This is a genomic window from Thiorhodospira sibirica ATCC 700588 (genome assembly GCF_000227725.2).
Lineage (GTDB): Bacteria > Pseudomonadota > Gammaproteobacteria > Ectothiorhodospirales > Ectothiorhodospiraceae > Thiorhodospira > Thiorhodospira sibirica.
The window spans coordinates 1,868,546-1,883,228 of record NZ_MU255056.1; the positions used below are offsets into that span (position 1 = coordinate 1,868,546).

A 14,683-nucleotide genomic window follows, 5' to 3' on the forward strand; every position below is an offset into this window, starting at 1 on the left:
GCGCACTTTTTTGACCCTGTATCAATCAGATAGCGCAGGTGGCGACGGATTTTGAGGAAGATACACGAAAAATTCGCTGCCCTTGTCAACGGTGCTGTCGATCTCAATGTATCCGCCGTGCTTAATCACAACCTGCTGCACCAGAAACAAACCCAAACCCAAGCCTTTAATCTTGGTCAAAGGTCTGGCATTGGCGCCGCGATAAAAACGCTCAAACAGCTGCGCCCTAGCCTCTTTGGGAATACCGATGCCGGTATCGCTTAACCTGATGCGTACCCATGCCGTTTCGGGGGCATCAATGCGCAGGCGAATATGGCCACCCGCCGGGGTATATTTAACCGCATTGTCGAGCAGATTGAGCAAAGCCAGGGTGAACCACTGAATATCCACATGCATCACCTCCACCGCCTCAGAAATCTCACACTGCAGCTGGTATTTTTCGGCATTGAAATGAAACAGCTCCAGAACATAGTCCACCAATGCGGTCGGGGTAATGGGCTGCACATTGAGCTTGATCATCGTCTCGCCCAACTGCTCGGAAAGCAGCGCGGTGCCCATTAAAATATCCAGGCGTGCCAGGGCGGTGTGAATGCGCTCATAGCGGGGTTGTAACTCAGGCAGTGTAGCCTGGGTGCGCAATTGCAGATTAGTCACCGCCGTGGTGATGATGGACAACGGATTACGCAACTCATGCGCGACCAGATTGAGCAGGTCCCGCTCGCTTTGCGCCCGCTCTTCGCTGGCTCGCAAGCGGCGCTGTTCCTGCACACTCCAATACATCGCCGCCAACACCAGGAAAATCACCTGCAGCACCGCCATCGGCCACCAGAGCGCCGAGGTCCAGAAATTCACCGGCAAAACGCCGATATTACGCAAAATATGCAAAAAAATCGTGGTCAGTGTGGGCAAAAACACCAGCAGGAAAAGCAAGGCTTTGGCGGGTTCAATGCGCAGCATCAACAGCATCAGTGCAAACAATAAAAACTGCGCGATGACAGAGACAAGATGAACCAGGTGATTGATATGTGGATACAGCCCCAACAGGGATAACAGCAACAGCAGCACATACAGCGTAACGACGCCTTCCAGGCTGCGCGTCAGGCGTGGATAATACGTTGCCGGGCGAAAATAGCTCACCACCAGAATAATCTGCACGGCCAGCCCCACAATCACAATGATGCCGATCAGATGATCAGAAAACCAGGGGGTTTGTGGATAGATAAACGCCTGATCATAGCCTTTAAACATCAGATGCACGATGCCATAGGCGGTGATAAAGGCAACGGCATACCAGAAGAAAGCCTGCTTGACCCAGCCAATCATCATCAGGCTATAAATCGTAATCAGCACCAGCAGCCCGAAAAACATCCCATGCATAAAGTGGCTTGCAACAACATGCTGGGCAAAACTGTCCGCTGTCCACAGGCTAAAATCCAGGGTCAAGGTGGTATTGCTCTGGACGCGCAGGTAATAGGTCTGGACCTGCTCTGCAGGATTAACGGGAAAAACCGCCTGGGGAATTGCCAACGGACGCTGCTTTAAGGGAACCTGGCTACCGGCCTGCCAGCGCGTGTAACTGCCATCGGGCTGCGGACTATACCAGTGCAACTGATCTATAAAGGCCGGATGAATTAACAGCCACCAACGCCCCGCCTCACCCTTGAAGTGGACAACAGACAGGCGCAGCCAAAAAACATCTTTGCTAAACCCTTCTGCAAAACCGCCCTGCAGCGGCATAAACAGCGCCTGCTGCGCGATCACCTCGGCCAGCTGCCATTGGCCCCCTGGATCACGTAAAACCTCAAAATAAGAGGATAGTTCTTTGTTATGATAAGAGATCGCCTCAGAGTCCATCAATAAGACAGGGGTGCCAGAGGCATAAATCTGGCATGGAAAAGCCAGGCAGCTACACACCCACAGCCATCTTAAAGACACAGAAAACGAATGCCGGGTCATGAACAAAACACATATCCTGATCGTTGAGGATGACGATGACTTGCGTGAAGAATTAGCTGATTACCTTCAGTTTCAAGGATTTAGTAGCGATAGTGCGGCAAGCCTGGCAGAGGCTCGCGCATTGCTTGAGCATACTACGATGGCGCTGATTCTGCTGGATTTGAACCTGCCCGATGGGGATGCGCTCGTCTTGACGCATGAACTCTCGCAACGTACCGCCGCCACGCCACATCTGGTGATTATGACCGCCCGTGGGCAAACCAGCGACCGCATTGCGGGTTGGCAGGCCGGCGCCGATGCCTATCTGGTCAAGCCCATCAATCTGGCAGAACTTAATGCCATCATCCAGCGGCTGCTGACGCGCACCACCTCAGCAACACCACACGCCGCCTCAACCTGGCGTATCGAAGAATCGGCCCAGACACTCTACACCCCTGACAATATTGCCATCGAACTCACCGGCGCAGAGACCAAACTGCTAGCGACCCTGTTTTCCCGGCCCGGCGAGGTCTTCGCCCGTGAACACCTCTGCCATGCCCTCACCCTCTCACCGACCATTACCGACACCCGCAAGCTCGATACCCTGATCTCCCGCCTGCGCAAAAAAGTGTCTACACACACGGGCCAAAACCTCCCGCTCAACACCTTTCGCAACCTGGGCTACTGCATCCCCGAGACCTTACCCTCAGACGAATAGGCTCATTTTGATTTCAATGCCGAAGAGAAGGTGGATTGCCTGATTTGTCATTCAATGATCACGGCTATCAAACGGCACAGACATCCCCGGATCTCCCCGCAAAAAGGAGCAAAAAACAGTTCTTGATTTTTTCTTCATTGTTTATCAGAATTCTCCATTGTAGATAGGTTATCTACAAGCGCGAAGGTTTCGCGTTCCATGGTCGGGGTCGAAGTCGAATCGCAAAGTTGTTCTCTGTTCAGGATGAACGCCGAGGCCACTTTTATGGCGCAAGCTGGGTTTCGACGGCTGAAACCGCCCATGTTGCCGGTGTTGACCGGCCATTCGGTTGGGACTGCTCAACCAGGACTCCAGTTGCTCGCCCGCAAGGGTGTTATCAACGGAGAGCGAAGTGCCTAAAAATCGCATAAGCAACTTTGTTTAGGTTTTTAGGAGCAGAACACCTGCCATAGGCCGGTTAATGCAATCTCCGGATTAAAAAGCCACGCCGGTGCCGCCCAGGCCGCAATAGCCGTGGGGATTTTTCGCCAGATACTGCTGATGCAGATCCTCGGCAAAATAAAAGCGGAAGCTGGCGCTCAGTTCGGTGGTGATGGTGCCATGTCCGTGTGCGCTAAGGCGCTGCTGATAGCTCTGCCGGGTCTGCGCTGCCAGCGCGGCCTGTGCCTCGCTACAGACATAAATGGCCGAGCGGTACTGAGTGCCAATATCATTGCCCTGGCGCATGCCCTGGGTGGGGTTATGGGCGGTCCAAAATACCTTGAGCAGTTCTGCATAGGCGAGCGTGTGGGGATCAAACACCACCTGCACCACCTCGCAATGCCCGGTTAAACCGCTACACACTTCTTCATAGGAAGGGTTGGGGGTATGCCCGCCGGCATAGCCCACCGCCGTGCTATACACCCCCGCTAATGACCAAAAGCGCCGCTCGGCGCCCCAAAAGCAGCCCATGCCAAATACGCCGATCTCCAGACCTTCAGGATAAGGGGGCAACATGCGTGTGCCGAGTACCCGATGTGTTTCGGTAATCTGCACCGGTGTCGTGCGCCCTGGCAGCGCGTCTTCGGGGGTGGGAAGGGTTAAGGATTTGGCGCGGGAGAACAGCATGGAACACCTCGGTATGTGATCAATTCAGGCACGTTGCCAGTCAAAGGCCAGTACCTGGTGAATATGCGTGGCTTTGCTGAGACACATTAACAGGCGATCAATGCCCAAGGCCACCCCGGCACAGCGTGGCAGACCGTGCGCCAGAGCAGCCAGCAGGAGTTCATCCAGCGCCACCTCAGGCTGTTTGACCTGAATCCGGCGGGCATTATCCGCCACAAAACGCCGCTGCTGCTCATCGGCCTGCCCCAGTTCATGAAAGCCATTAGCCAATTCCAGCGGCCCCCAATACAGCTCAAAACGCTGCGCCACCGAGCGCCCATCGACGCTGACAATCTGCGCCAATGCGGCCTGAGACGGCGGATAATCGTACACAAAGCACAGGCGATCTTTGGGCAGCCGAGGCGCAATCAGATGACTGATCAGCAGATCAAGCCAGGCATCCAGCGCCAGCGTACCGTGTAGCGTCAAGTCATGGTGCTGGGCACAGGCGGCGCAGTCTTGCGGGGTGCAATCCCACGGATCAAGGTGTAAGTGCTGGATGAATAGATCCCGATACGGGATGCGCTCCGCCCTTGCTGTAAACGGCAGGTCAGCCAGATCGTTGATCAGGTCTTCGACCTCATCCATCAGGCGATGATGATCAAAGTCTCGCCGATACCACTCCAGCAGCGTGAATTCAGGATTGTGATAACGTCCTTGCTCCGCGCCACGAAACACTCGCGCCAGCTGATACATATCGCCATAACCGGCGCACAACAGTCGCTTCATCGCAAATTCCGGCGAGGTTTGCAAATAACGCAGCCCCTCCGGGGTGGGTACGGTGAGGCTTTCCAGGGCGGGATCGGGATTGGCGGCGGCGGATAATACGGGCGTTTCGACTTCCAGCACCTGCCGCTGGGCAAAAAAGGCACGAATCTGCGCTAACAGCGCCGCCCGGCGTTGTAATACCGCAAAGGCTGCACTGGGCTGCCAGGCATTGTCGGCCATGGGATTACAGCTGCAAGATGGCCGTTGCGACCGAAAAATAGATAAAAATCCCCAGGACATCGACCACTGAGGTGATCAAGGGCGCGCTTGCGGTTGCCGGATCAATGCGCAAGGCATTCAAGGCAAAGGGCAGCATCAGCCCAAACAGACTGGCAATGATCACCACCAAAAACATGGCAATCGCTACCGCCATACCGACCAGTACACCGCCCAGCCACACCCCCGCGCCCCAAACGGTCAGGGCCAGGGTGATCCCAAGCCCTATGGAAACCAGTAACTCCTTACCCCACAAACGCATTCCATTACGGGTTTGCACATCGCCGGTGGCAATGGCGCGCACCATCAAGGTGGCCGATTGTGCCCCGGCATTGCCGCCGCTGGCAATTACCAATGGCAGGAAAAACACCAAGGCAATCACCGCCTCAATCGCGGTTTCAAAAAAGGCGATGGTGGCACCACTGAGCAGATTGACCACCACCAGAATAATCAACCAGCCGATGCGCTTGCGGTATAACAGCGACATACTGGCCTCTTTCAGGCCCAGCGTCATCACCCCCACACTGGCCATCTTGTGAAAATCCTCGGTGCCTTCCTGTTCCACCACATCCATCACATCATCGACGGTGATAATCCCTAACAGGATGCCCTGCGCATCCACCACCGGCAAAACCTCCAGATCATAATGGCGCATCAGGCCGGCCACTTTTTCCCGATCCACATCCGCCTCAATGCTGATCACATCAAGCTGCGCCAGCGTTTCCACACGATGCCACGGCCGTCCCAGCAGCAGCTCGCGCAGACTCAACACGCCCAGCAGCACGCCTTGTTCATCGGTGACAAACACCACATTCACGGTTTCACCCAGCGCACTGTGTTCGCGCACATGATCCAGCGCCCGCCCGATACTCCAATCCGGACGAAGCGTGACAAACTCAGGCGTCATGAAACGCCCGGCGCTGTGCTCCGGAAAGGCCAGCAAATGCGCCAGGATCTGTTGATCCTCGCGGGGAAACATCTCCATGAGCACCTGACTGTGCTCATCAGGCAATTCATGCAGCAGCGCCGCCGCATCATCGTAAGGCAGCTCCATCAGCAAGCGCGCCTTGTCCGGATCGGCTAAGGTCTCCAAGACCTCAGCTTGCTGCTCGGTACTGAGATGGGAAAAGACATGCGAGGCCCGCTCGATGGGCAATAAACGCAACAGCAGACGCTGCTGATCGGCCTGCTCCAGCTCGGGCACACAGGTGGCAATATCCTGATCCGGAATCTGCGCCAGAATCGTGCGCAAGGCATCCCAATCCTTGGTCGCAAGTAAGGAGGGTAAATCCGCAGCAGAGCTTGCGTAACAGCTTGAGCTTTCCGTCATAATAAATGCTTACCTGGAGATTTTGCGTTGCCGTCGCCGATGGCACACCCTGGGGATCATGCGCGTGGCGCTGTACCGATGCGTTTATGCCTATATTGTCAATCAACCATGCGTTAAACACAAACCAAACGCGCCCCACGGCAATTGACGCAGGCCGAGCGGTGTTCATCGATGGCACATCATCATTCAACACGAGGCTCTGACCATGACCAAAGCTCCCTTGCCACTGAGCATTCAAACTTTCAGCGAGATGCGCACCGGTGGCTATTGCTATGTTGATAAAACTGCCGCCGCGCACGCCCTGGTGCAAAAGGGCAAGGCGTATTTTCTCTCCCGCCCGCGCCGCTTCGGCAAAAGCCTGTTTGTCGATACACTCAAAGAGCTGTTCGAGGGCAACGAGGCGCTGTTTCGCGGTCTGCACATTCATCCCCACTGGGACTGGAGCCAGCGCCATCCGGTGATTGTGCTCGACTTTGCCGCCGGGGTGGTGCAAAACCGCGCCGAGCTGGATCAGCGCATCCTTGATGTGCTGCGCACCAACCGCCAGCGTCTGGGACTCGACGACGACGCAGTGGCGCGAGACATTCCGGGCCTGTTCGGTGCATTGATCCGCCAGATCCATGCGCACAGCGGCCAGCGGGTGGTGGTGTTGATTGATGAATACGACAAGCCGATCCTCGATAACATCGAACACATCGAGCGCGCCGTAGAAATCCGCGAGGGGCTGAAAAATCTGTATTCGGTGCTCAAAGCGGAGGATGCGCACCTGCGCTTCGTCTTCATGACCGGGGTGAGCAAATTCAGCAAGGTGAGTTTGTTTTCAGGCCTCAATCAGCTCAACGACATTACCCTCGATGTCCAGTTTGCCACCCTATGTGGCTACACCCAGCAGGATCTGGAAACCACCTTCGCTGCGCACCTGACGGGTGTCGATTGGGACGCCTTGCGCCACTGGTACAACGGCTATGGATTTTTGGGCGAGCCGGTCTATAACCCCTACGACATTTTGCTCTTCATCGAAAAAGGCTACCAGTATCGCAACTACTGGTTTGAGACGGGCAGCCCGAGCTTTTTGATCAAGCTGTTCCAGCAGCGCCGCTATTTCCTGCCCAACATGGAGCAGATTGAGGTGGGCGAGGAGATTCTCGATTCCTTCGACATCGAGCGCATCAACCCCGTGACCTTGCTGTTTCAGTCCGGTTATCTGACTATCGCTGCGTCGAATGACTGCTGGGGGGAGCTGAGCTTCAAGCTGCGGGTACCAAACTATGAGGTTCGCACCGCGCTCAATAACCAGTTCATCAACGCCTACGCCGGGATCAGCAACACCCGCCTATCTTATAAACGCGCACTGATCGAATCGCTGACACAGGGCGACCTGCCGGGTCTGATCGCGACCATTCAGCGCCTGTTCGCCAGCATCCCGTGGCGCAATTTCACCCACAATGCCCTGCCCGAGGCCGAAGGCTACTATGCCAGCGTGCTCTATGCCTTCTTCGCCAGCCTGGATGCCGAGATCATCCCCGAGGACATCTGCAATCATGGTCAGGTTGATCTGACCATCAAGTTTGCCGGGTTTGTCTATGTCATGGAGATCAAGCTGATTCACACGGATCAGCCGCCCGCTGACAACCCCGCGCTGGCGCAGATTCAGGCTCGCGATTACAGCGCCAAATATCGCCACACCCCCAATCAGGGGCTATTCGAGGTCGGGCTGGTATTCTCCAGCACCGCACGCAACCTAATCCAGGCCGACTGGCGGCGCTTGGTGGTATCGAGCACTTCCGCATAGGCCAGTCCCTTACCACCTATCAATTTACTCACGGGCACGAAAAGCCGGCAGCGGCAGGTCGTTTTGCAGACAGCGCATCAGGTAGCGCAAGCCACGTGTGAACCACGAAACTAGGCTGCGGGCAAGCTTGCGAAAGCGCCAGTGGTTCGGATCGTCCTGTGCTTGGTTTTTTTTCGAGCGGGGTCGGAGGGTGGCACGCCTGTTCGCGCCCAATGCGCACACACCCATACATCGCCAAGGCCATGATCAACACCCGGCGTTCCAAACGATCCGCATGGCGCAGGTGCGAATCCCCCAAGCCAAATCCTCGCCCCTTGAAGTCGGAGAACATCGGCTCGATGCCCCAGCGCGTGGCATAGTCCAGTACGCGCGCACGGGTCGGAATCGCATCCATGGCCATGATCCATGGCTGTGGATGCCCCGGGTCATGCACAATTCCCAGGTGGGTCACCACCCCAGAGGCGAACAGGCGCACACCCGGAAAATACGCTTCCCGCACGCCCCAGCCGGCAGCCAAGCCAACACCCTCTCCAGAATGGCTTGCTGACCCGCAAAGCCACGGTTCGCGCCTGTCTTGGCGCTCGGTCTCCAGCACCAGCACATGGCTCAACGCCACCGTGTTGGCGGTTTGCGCTTCGATCATCTAACCACCCCGGCGCTACGCGCCACCCCTCCTTAAAAAGGAGGGGAGTCCGGCGACAATTTCCTCACCACCGTCAGGCGCAGCCCCGGATGCGCTGCGCACAGTCCACGTTCCACCTCTTCTGCCAAGCGTTTGACACTTCCCATGCTCACCCCTATGACCTCAGTTCAGCCAACCCTCAATGTTTGCCATAAAAGTGATAGGTGTAAAGGGCTTTACCCTTGACGAGATACGACGCTACGCCCAACAGGGCATTGCGCCTGGCAGTGAGATCATCAGCGATGGTCTCGGGTGTTTCCGAGCGTTCGACACCCCCAGCTACGTTCATAATCGCCACATCACCAGAGGTGGACATGCCAGTGTGGAGAACCCTGAGTTCAACGGGATCAAAACGCTACTGGGCAACGTCAAGAACGCCATCACGGGCACTTACCATGCCATCCGGGGACAGCATGCTCCACGCTACTTGGCCGAGTTCGAGTACCGCTTCAACCGGCGCTATGACCTCAAGGCCATGATCCCGCATTTTCTGACGGTGGCGGCCAGAACACCGCCGATGCCGTACCGGTTCCTGAAGATGGCTGAGCCTTATGCGTAATCAGGTGGCTTTTTGCCTGCAGCAGGCAGCGTCCCGCAACCCAACCATGGAACGCTTCAGGCTAAAATGGTCAAAGGCCTACATGCTTTTGCACGGAGCGTTTGATTTTGAAAAAACTACTGACCCCTCTCATTTTACTGCTGGCTGGTGTGGCGGCGGGAGCCTATGTCCTGTATGGCCCCAAGCCGACACCGCTGCAAACCGCGTCGCGTCCGCCGATGCTGGCACACATTCCGGTGACGATAGCCACGGTGGAATATCGCTCCTTTGCCTCACAGCTGGAGGCGCTGGGCACCGCGCGTGCCAATGAATCAGTGGAGTTAAGCCCCAGAGTGACCGCACCGGTCAGCGAGATTTTATTTAACGATGGGATGCAGGTCAGCAAGGGGCAGGTGTTATTGCGCCTGGCATCCGCCGAAGAGCGTGCCGATCTGCGCGAGGCGGAAGTGCGTTTGCATGAACAGCAGCGGGAATTGGAGCGCATCCGCGTCTTGGTCGCGGAACGCAATCTGCCGCGTCAGCGCCTGGATGAGCAGGAGTCGCGGGTCAACGAGGCCAAAGCCCGTCTGGAGGCGGTGCAGGCGCGGCTTGCGCATTATGTCCTGCATGCCCCCTTTGCTGGAGTGCTAGGCTTGCGCACGGTCAGCGTGGGGGCGATGGTTGGACCCAATACCGTGGTCGCCACCTTGGACGATCTTCATCTGATAAAGCTGGATTTTCAGGTGCCCGAAACCTTTTTACCGTCCCTGCGTCCGGGACAGGTGATTCGCGCTCGCAGCGCCGCCTTTCCGGGGCAGGAATTTAGTGGGCAGGTGGGTTCCATCGATTCGCGTATCAATGTGCAAACGCGCACAGTGATGGTGCGCGCCGAGATCCCCAATCCGGATGGCCTGCTGCGTCCGGGAATGCTGCTGGTGGTGACCGTGTATCAGGACCCGCGTGATTCGCTGAGTATTCCCGAAGGGGCGTTGGTGCCGGTGCGCGATGAGCAGCATGTGTATGTACTCACCGCAAACCAGCGGGTGGAGCGGCGCCGGGTAGAGCTGGGACGGCGTGGCGTGGGCTATGTGGAGGTCTTGCAGGGACTGGAGGCGGGTGTGCAAGTGGTGGTGGAAGGTACGCACCGCTTGCGACCGGGTGCGGCCATTCAGGTGATGGGGGAGCATGAGCCTGGCGAGGCGCGCTCATGATTTTATCGGATATTGCCAATCGCCGCCCGGTGTTTGCGGTGGTTATCAGCCTGTTGCTGGTGGCCTTCGGGATCATTTCTTTTGAACGCTTGAGTCTACGCGAATACCCCGACATCGACGCCCCGGTGGTCACCGTAACCACCAATTATCCGGGCGCCAATGCCGCAGTAGTGGAAACCAAGATTACCCAGCTGATTGAGGATTGGGTCAGCGGTATCGAGGGCATCAAATGGATTGAATCCAGCAGCAGCGATGGCCGCTCGCAGATTACCATCGAGTTTAATATCAATCGCGATATTGATGCCGCCGCTAACGACGTGCGCGAGGCGGTAGCGCGGGTCGTGCGTCAGCTCCCCAGTGAAGCCGATCCCCCGCAGGTCTCCAAGGCTGACTCTAATGCCAGCCCGATCATGTGGCTAAATCTGGCCAGCAGCCGCATGGATGGTATGGAGCTGACCGATTATGCCGAGCGCTATATTGTGGATCGCATCTCCAGCGTTGATGGCGTGGCACTGGTACGCATCGGCGGCTCACGGCGTTATGCCATGCGCATCTGGCTGGACCGCGAGGCCCTCACCGCCCGCGCCCTGACCGTAGATGATGTGGAACAGGCGCTACGCCGGGAAAACGTCGAGCTGCCCGCCGGACGGGTAGAATCCCAGGATCGTGAATTTACCGTGCGCATGGCGCGCCTGTATGCAGGCCCCGAGGACTTTGCCAATCTGGTGATTCGCCGCGATAACGATGGCTATCTGGTGCGCTTGAGCGAGGTCGCACAAGTACGCATCGCCCCGGAAAACGACCGCTCCGAGTTGCGTGGCAATGGTGAGGATATGGTCGGGCTGGGGATCATCCAGCAATCCACCGCCAACACCCTGGAGGTGGCGCGTGGAGTGCGTGCCGAGGTGGCGCGTATCAATCCGACCTTGCCGGAGGGCACACAGCTGTTAACCAGCTATGACTCTTCTGTATTTATTGAAGGTGCGATCAAAGAGGTCTACACCACCTTTGCCATTGCCATCAGCGTGGTGATCTTCGTCATTTACCTCTTTTTGGGCAGTGCGCGGGCAATGCTGGTGCCAGCGGTGACGGTTCCCGTGGCCCTGACCGCCTCTTTTATCGCCATTTACAGCCTTGGCTTTTCGGTTAATCTGCTCACCCTGCTGGCCTTGATTCTGGCCATTGGCCTGGTGGTTGATGATGCCATCGTGGTTCTGGAAAATATCCATCGCCGCATCGAAAACGGCGAACCGCCGCTGCTGGCTGCCTATCGCGGCACCCGTCAGGTCGGCTTTGCGGTGATCGCGACCACCTTGGTCTTGATCTCGGTTTTTGTGCCGCTGGCCTTTTTACAGGGCAATATTGGCCGTCTGTTCACCGAGTTTGCCTTAGCCATGGCAGCAGCAGTGGCCTTTTCCAGCCTGGTGGCGCTGACCCTTTCGCCGGTGATGTGCGCCCGGCTGCTCAAAAAAGAAACCACCAAGGGCTGGCTGCATCGAGGAACAGACTGGTTTTTTGCGCATGTCGGGGCGCTGTATGAGCGGGTGTTGCATTTTGCCCTGCGTGTCCCGGTCATCACCGGCGTTGCCATGATCATCATGGGCGTGATCATCATCACCCTGCTGCAAATCATCCCCAACGAATACGCCCCGCGTGAAGATCGTGGCGTATTCTTCGTCATGGTCACCGCTCCTGAGGGTTCCAGTTATGAATACACCCAAAGCCAAATGCGCGAGGTCGAAGCGCGTCTGCTGCCGCTGGTCGAGACCGGCGAGGTGAATCGTGTATTGGCGCGCACCCCCGGCGGTTTTGGCAACCCCGATATCGTCAACAACGGCATTGTCATTGTCGCTTTGGCCGAATGGAGTCAACGCGCCCGTTCAGGCTGGGAGATCATGGATGAGGTCAATGCCACGCTGGCCGAGATCCCCGGCGTGCGCACGGTGGCGGTGATGCGCCAAGGGATTGGTGGCCGACGGGTCGGCCAGCCGGTGCAATTGGTCCTCGGTGGCCCCAGTTATGAAGAGCTGGCGCAATGGCGCAATATTATCCTGGAAAAAGCCGCTGAAAATCCGGGGCTGCGCAACCTTGATTCCGATTTCAAGGAAACCCGCCCACAGATCATGGTGCGCATCGACAAAAACCGTGCCGCCGACCTGGGCGTTTCCGTGCAAAGCATTGGCCGCACCCTGGAAACCATCATGGGTTCGCGCACCGTCACCACCTACATTGACCGGGGCGAGGAATACGATGTGATCCTCGAAGGTCTGCGTGAGCAACGCCGCACTCCGCATGACATCAGCAATGTCTATGTGCGCTCCAGCCACAGCCAGATGTTAATTCCGCTGTCCAATCTGGTGAGCTTTGAAGAAATCGCCGATGCCGCCAGCCTTAACCGCTACAACCGCCTGCGGGCTATCACGATCAGCGCCAGCCTTGCGCCGGGCTACACTCTGGGCGAGGCCTTGGACTATCTGGAGGCCCTGGTTGCCCAGGAATTGCCGGACTATGCCCAGATCGACTATCGCGGTGAATCTCTGGAATACAAAGACGCCGGCGGTGCGGTAATGTTTGTGTTTGTGCTGGCCCTGCTGGTGGTCTTTTTAGTGCTGGCCGCCCAGTTTGAAAGCTTTATCCACCCCCTGGTGATCATGCTCACTGTACCGCTGGCCATTGCCGGAGCCTTAATTGGCCTGTATCTGACCGGACAAACCCTCAACATCTACAGCCAGATCGGCATCGTCATGCTCATTGGCCTGGCGGCAAAAAATGGCATCCTTATTGTGGAATTCATCAACCAACTGCGCGACAGCGGTCAGGCCTTTTATGAGGCCATCATCAACGCCGCCCGCCTACGCCTGCGCCCGGTACTGATGACTGCCCTGACCACCATCGTCGGCGCCCTACCGCTGATCATGGCCAGCGGTGCCGGGGCAGAAAGTCGCTTCGTCATCGGCATCGTCGTCTTCTTTGGCGTCCTGTTTGCCACCTTCTTCACCTTGTTTGTGGTTCCGGTGGCTTACCAAACCCTCGCCCGCCATACCGGCTCCCCCGGCGATGTCGCCAAACAAATCGCCGCCCTGGAGCAACAACACCCCGACACGCGGCTCTAAAGACGTGCGTGTGCTGCTCCTAAAAACCTAAACAAAGTTGCTTATGCGATTTTTAGGCACTTCGCTCTCCGTTGATAACACCCTTGCGGGCGAGCAACTGGAGTCCTGGTTGAGCAGTCCCAACCAATGGCGCTCAGTGCGTTCCAGCAAGATCGCCTTGACCCGCTTGAACGGGGTAAACCGCTCAATGTCCGGGTCTGATAACCTCGCCAGCACGTTTCGCGCAGCGTTTTGGTCTGCCTGCAACACAACCCCGTCGGAACAGTAAAATTGATCCCCTTGCCGTTTGCCGTCAAGGCATCCAGTTCGAGAATCCATTTGCGATGTGTAAGCCGGATTGACCAGAACGACCGTCGAACCTCGACGGCTTGAAACACTGTCAAGTGCTTGGGCAATAACACCTTTCGTCCAGCTTGCCAGCCGACGATTGGCATTCTTACCGAAGGACTTGCTCGCCATGGGGGCGGTTAAATCTTCTGCCGCGATCACGGCGGCTTTATCGACCACCTTGTGAACGGATTGAAATACGATGTCGCGGATGCGCGCATGGGTTTTGCTCATCTGCCGGTTGAGCTTCTTGCGCCCCAAGTTGAACTGGCGAATGTGTTGACGCTTGCGCGGGTTGCGGGTGTTGTTGGCGAGTGCCCGCAGCTTGGCGCGACGCGGGTATTTGATCTTGAGTTTGTCGGAGGTGTCGGTGAGGATCGCGCCCAGTTCCTGGCCGTGGTGGTCGCCGTCGGAATCGACCAAGACTTCGGAGCGCACCTGCCCGAGTCGCTGCGCCTGTTCGCGCAACGCCCCGACTTTGCCCTGGTTCGGGCGCTTGGCGCACAAAATCCGCGTGACTTTCATTCGCACAAATCCTTGGGCTGGCGAACGGGCATCTCTGCAAAGTCCTCCTTGATGGATTGTTTGTATTTGCGCATCCCGTACAGCCGACAAGAAAAGGTCTGCACAATCGCCAATAAATCCTCGACCATTTCCTGCTCGGGCGAGAGGGAGTCCTGGTTAACCACCACGATCTCGCAGCCGTTTTCATCCGCCAGGTGCGCAAAGAGATCAAAGCCAAAACGCATCAACCGGTCTTTGTGGGCGATCAGCAGCAGGCGCACTTCCCCGCGCTGAATCCGATCAACCAAGCCAAGAAACCGCTGGCGCTTGAAGTTCATTCCGCCACCGATCTCTTGAATCCATTCATCCACCGCAATCCCCGCGCCCAGGCAGTAGGTTTCCA

General features: G+C 57.1%; 11 protein-coding genes and 1 pseudogene. 5 read left to right on the forward strand and 7 right to left on the reverse strand.

Annotated features, from left to right (window positions below; translation table 11 throughout):
* Positions 1–21: 21 nt before the first annotated feature.
* Positions 22–1,854: a sensor histidine kinase gene (locus THISIDRAFT_RS08820; protein WP_006788332.1), complete on the reverse strand. Its 1,833-nt coding sequence runs from the start codon at positions 1,852–1,854 to the stop codon at positions 22–24.
* Between the two features lie 100 nt (positions 1,855–1,954).
* Here THISIDRAFT_RS08820 and THISIDRAFT_RS08825 point away from each other — a divergent pair, with 100 nt between their 5' ends.
* Positions 1,955–2,653 carry a response regulator transcription factor gene (locus THISIDRAFT_RS08825; RefSeq protein WP_006788331.1) on the forward strand — a complete coding sequence of 233 codons (699 nt, stop codon included), beginning with the start codon at positions 1,955–1,957 and terminating at the stop codon, positions 2,651–2,653.
* 474 nt (positions 2,654–3,127) lie between these two features.
* On the opposite strand, the gene msrA is transcribed toward THISIDRAFT_RS08825, so the two are convergent.
* The 3 genes from msrA to mgtE are packed head-to-tail and all read right to left on the reverse strand — an operon-like array spanning position 3,128 to position 6,113.
* On the reverse strand, positions 3,128–3,760 hold the full coding sequence (gene msrA / locus THISIDRAFT_RS08830) for a peptide-methionine (S)-S-oxide reductase MsrA (RefSeq protein WP_006788330.1): 633 nt from the start codon (positions 3,758–3,760) through the stop codon (positions 3,128–3,130).
* Between the two features lie 24 nt (positions 3,761–3,784).
* Positions 3,785–4,747, reverse strand: a complete 963-nt coding sequence (gene epmA, locus THISIDRAFT_RS08835) for an EF-P lysine aminoacylase EpmA (RefSeq protein ID WP_006788329.1) — start codon at positions 4,745–4,747, stop codon at positions 3,785–3,787.
* A gap of 4 nt (positions 4,748–4,751) precedes the next feature.
* Positions 4,752–6,113, reverse strand: coding sequence for a magnesium transporter (gene mgtE, locus THISIDRAFT_RS08840; RefSeq protein ID WP_006788328.1), 1,362 nt, complete (start codon positions 6,111–6,113; stop codon positions 4,752–4,754).
* Between the two features lie 205 nt (positions 6,114–6,318).
* Between mgtE and THISIDRAFT_RS08845 the strand changes: the two genes are divergently transcribed.
* A complete protein-coding gene (locus THISIDRAFT_RS08845; RefSeq protein ID WP_006788327.1) occupies positions 6,319–7,905 on the forward strand; it encodes an ATP-binding protein in 1,587 nt (528 codons plus the stop codon).
* Positions 7,906–7,933: 28 nt separating this feature from the next.
* On the opposite strand, the gene THISIDRAFT_RS08850 is transcribed toward THISIDRAFT_RS08845, so the two are convergent.
* Positions 7,934–8,548, reverse strand: a complete 615-nt coding sequence (locus THISIDRAFT_RS08850; protein ID WP_246585364.1) for a hypothetical protein — start codon at positions 8,546–8,548, stop codon at positions 7,934–7,936.
* A gap of 205 nt (positions 8,549–8,753) precedes the next feature.
* On the opposite strand from THISIDRAFT_RS08850, the pseudogene THISIDRAFT_RS08855 reads away from it, so the two are divergent.
* The 3 genes and pseudogenes from THISIDRAFT_RS08855 to THISIDRAFT_RS08865 all read left to right on the forward strand — a co-directional run.
* Positions 8,754–9,146: pseudogene (locus THISIDRAFT_RS08855) on the forward strand (transposase); the annotation flags it as partial.
* 107 nt (positions 9,147–9,253) lie between these two features.
* On the forward strand, positions 9,254–10,336 hold the full coding sequence (locus THISIDRAFT_RS08860) for an efflux RND transporter periplasmic adaptor subunit (RefSeq protein ID WP_006787171.1): 1,083 nt from the start codon (positions 9,254–9,256) through the stop codon (positions 10,334–10,336).
* Positions 10,333–13,449 (forward strand): efflux RND transporter permease subunit, encoded by a 3,117-nt coding sequence (locus tag THISIDRAFT_RS08865; RefSeq protein ID WP_006787170.1) that lies wholly within the window; start codon positions 10,333–10,335, stop codon positions 13,447–13,449. The genes THISIDRAFT_RS08860 and THISIDRAFT_RS08865 overlap by 4 nt, the downstream gene beginning before the upstream one ends.
* A gap of 27 nt (positions 13,450–13,476) precedes the next feature.
* On the opposite strand, the gene THISIDRAFT_RS08870 is transcribed toward THISIDRAFT_RS08865, so the two are convergent.
* Both THISIDRAFT_RS08870 and THISIDRAFT_RS08875 read right to left on the reverse strand, forming a co-directional pair.
* Positions 13,477–14,301 carry a zinc ribbon domain-containing protein gene (locus tag THISIDRAFT_RS08870; protein WP_246585365.1) on the reverse strand — a complete coding sequence of 275 codons (825 nt, stop codon included), beginning with the start codon at positions 14,299–14,301 and terminating at the stop codon, positions 13,477–13,479.
* On the reverse strand, positions 14,298–14,683 hold a 386-nt coding region (locus THISIDRAFT_RS08875; RefSeq protein WP_221913987.1), incomplete at its 5' end, for an IS607 family transposase. The genes THISIDRAFT_RS08875 and THISIDRAFT_RS08870, both read right to left, overlap by 4 nt.

Coding starts and splice junctions, on each gene's coding strand:
- THISIDRAFT_RS08870 (WP_246585365.1), bottom strand. CDS start 14,301: ATGAAAGTCACGCGGATTTTGTGCGCCAAGCGCCCGAACCAGGGCAAA.
- THISIDRAFT_RS08845 (WP_006788327.1), top strand. CDS start 6,319: ATGACCAAAGCTCCCTTGCCACTGAGCATTCAAACTTTCAGCGAGATG.
- THISIDRAFT_RS08825 (WP_006788331.1), top strand. CDS start 1,955: ATGAACAAAACACATATCCTGATCGTTGAGGATGACGATGACTTGCGT.
- THISIDRAFT_RS08820 (WP_006788332.1), bottom strand. CDS start 1,854: ATGGACTCTGAGGCGATCTCTTATCATAACAAAGAACTATCCTCTTAT.
- THISIDRAFT_RS08865 (WP_006787170.1), top strand. CDS start 10,333: ATGATTTTATCGGATATTGCCAATCGCCGCCCGGTGTTTGCGGTGGTT.
- epmA (WP_006788329.1), bottom strand. CDS start 4,747: ATGGCCGACAATGCCTGGCAGCCCAGTGCAGCCTTTGCGGTATTACAA.
- THISIDRAFT_RS08850 (WP_246585364.1), bottom strand. CDS start 8,548: ATGATCGAAGCGCAAACCGCCAACACGGTGGCGTTGAGCCATGTGCTG.
- mgtE (WP_006788328.1), bottom strand. CDS start 6,113: ATGACGGAAAGCTCAAGCTGTTACGCAAGCTCTGCTGCGGATTTACCC.
- msrA (WP_006788330.1), bottom strand. CDS start 3,760: ATGCTGTTCTCCCGCGCCAAATCCTTAACCCTTCCCACCCCCGAAGAC.